Origin of the sequence: Acinetobacter sp. UBA3132 (assembly GCF_002364825.1) — a bacterium.
Lineage (GTDB): Bacteria > Pseudomonadota > Gammaproteobacteria > Pseudomonadales > Moraxellaceae > Acinetobacter > Acinetobacter schindleri.
This window is the reverse complement of record NZ_DEZM01000226.1, coordinates 1-2,202: the sequence shown is the minus strand read 5'-3', so window position 1 is coordinate 2,202 and position 2,202 is coordinate 1. Positions and strand designations below refer to the sequence as shown.

Here is a 2,202-nt window from a genome sequence, read left to right as displayed (position 1 = left end):
GCTTAGGCGGTCTTTTTTGTTTATTATTCACTCATTAAATATTATAGTTACACAATAACAACACTGTTAATTGTGAAAAGTTAAGAGCTATTAATGATAAAAAATTTAGAGAAGACACTTGTAGAAAATTTAAGAGAATGTCAAAAAAAGAGCATATTAGCTATAGATGAATACATAAGTAGTCAATCTCAAGGGTCTTGTTTAATTAGTTTACCAACAGGAGCTGGAAAAAGTGGTGTTATCTGTACCGTTAGCCACAATACTCAATTAGAAAAAATTTTAATAATTACACATAGACGGGCTGTATGTGATCAACTTTATAAACAACTAAAAGGTAAATTTTTTGAAAAAATACTACCTGCAAAAACGAATTTCAAAAATTTTGTATTGAAAAAAGTTTTTAATGACATCGAGGATACTTCATGTAAAGGAATCTATTGTACTACTTTTCAAAAATTGATTAGTTTAAACGAGAATGAACTTGCTTCTTTAAGGCTTCAATTTAATTTGATTTTAATTGATGAAGGTCATGCAGAACCATCTCAAAAATGGGGAGCTACAGTTAGAGAGTTGAAAGCAAAAAAAGTAATTATTACTGCAACTCCTTATCGGAACGATTTATTCAGCTTTGATATAGATGTAGATCATAGTTATATTTATACATATAAAGAAGCAAATCAAGATAAGGTGATAGTTCCTCCTAATTTTGAACAAACAACTGAAGATAAACTCTTTGAAAAAATTGAGCTAATTAGACAGAATCAACCAAAATCTAAATGCATTATTAAATGCAAAGAATTTAGCGATATTGAGAAATATTTTGAAATCTTTAGTAAAAGTTTCAAAACAATAGCAATACATCAGCAATTTGCAAAGAAAAACCTAGAACATAGACTTAGTGATGTTCCCTCCAAACTGGATGAACTAGACTATGAAGTCTTAATTCATCAAAAGAAGCTAGATGAAGGAATTGATTTACCAGAAGCTAAAATTCTGATTCTGACTTATCCTGTTGGTAGTGGTAAGGAACTTGTACAAACTATCGGTAGAGTTGTTCGTATTTATGAAAATTATAAACCTACTGTTATTGAGTTAAATGATAATAGTAATAAAAGTTTATGGGATAATTATCAAGAGTTTGATGATTATATTTCAAATCCAAATTCTGCTAAAAGATTCTTGCACACTTTAAATACCTCAAGTCTCATTGATAGCTATTTAGATGCTTTTCCTGAGCATAGTTACTTTGAATCAGGTTATCGGAAAAAATTTAATTTTCAAAAATTTAATCCTTTAGATTCTTTGGAAATACCTTTAGCTTCTGTATGTTTCTATTATAAGTTAGATGGATTTAGTATTTATGACTGTTTAGATAAATTAAATTGGGAATTAATGAGAGAGGGAGCTTTAAGTAAGATAAATGAAGACCTTGGTGTTATTACTGCTGTTTGTTTTAATAATTCTAAATTTTTAAAAAATAGCTTATTCTTTGAACCATCTTTAGAAATAATGATAGTTAAAGAACTAAATGATATTGTAGCTATATACGATAGTAGGGGGCGAAAGTTTAATAGTAGAGATGATCTAAAAATTGGACGTGCTGTTGATGTCGATATGCTATTTTCAGTAGTATCGAGTAATGATAAAGTAGTAACTAAACAGGCAAATACGAAAGCATTACAGTATAGTCCTTTAAAAGCAGATGGTGTGCTACTTAAAGGGGTTAATTTAGAGAAAATTAACCAAGCACAATCTAATTCATCTTATGCTGTAACAACCGCAGTAGTTTCAGGGGTTGGACAAGATGATAAAGTTAAATGTTCTTATTATTTAGGTGTAGCATCAGGACGAATTTGCGACCAAAAGCATCCGCCATTTAGCTATCAAAAATTTATTGACTGGCTTGAGAATATTAATCTAGCACTTAATTCTAATCAAAAAACAACAAGCCTTTTTTTAAATTCATTTGCACAAGTTATTGATACTATTCCGTCAGAGGATCCTGTTGCATGTCAATTGAATTTTGCCGATGAAAATTTAGTAGACTTGGAATTACATTTTAATAATGTGGCTTATAAGATTAATAATGAATTAATTTATCGTAAATATCATAAAAATGGATTTATGCTCCAAAATGGATATTGCTTAACCCGAAAAAATAAAATCCATCTTCTCGATCATGAGTTATAGATCGGAAGAGCG

The 2,202-nt window shown here is 29.4% G+C and carries 1 protein-coding gene; it reads left to right on the top strand.

The window, feature by feature from the left end:
- Window positions 1-93: 93 nt before the first annotated feature.
- Window positions 94-2,190, top strand: a complete 2,097-nt coding sequence (locus B4033_RS12355) for a DEAD/DEAH box helicase (protein WP_286834397.1) — start codon at window positions 94-96, stop codon at window positions 2,188-2,190.
- Window positions 2,191-2,202 lie beyond the last annotated feature (12 nt).

Coding starts and splice junctions, on each gene's coding strand:
- B4033_RS12355 (WP_286834397.1), top strand. CDS start 94: ATGATAAAAAATTTAGAGAAGACACTTGTAGAAAATTTAAGAGAATGT.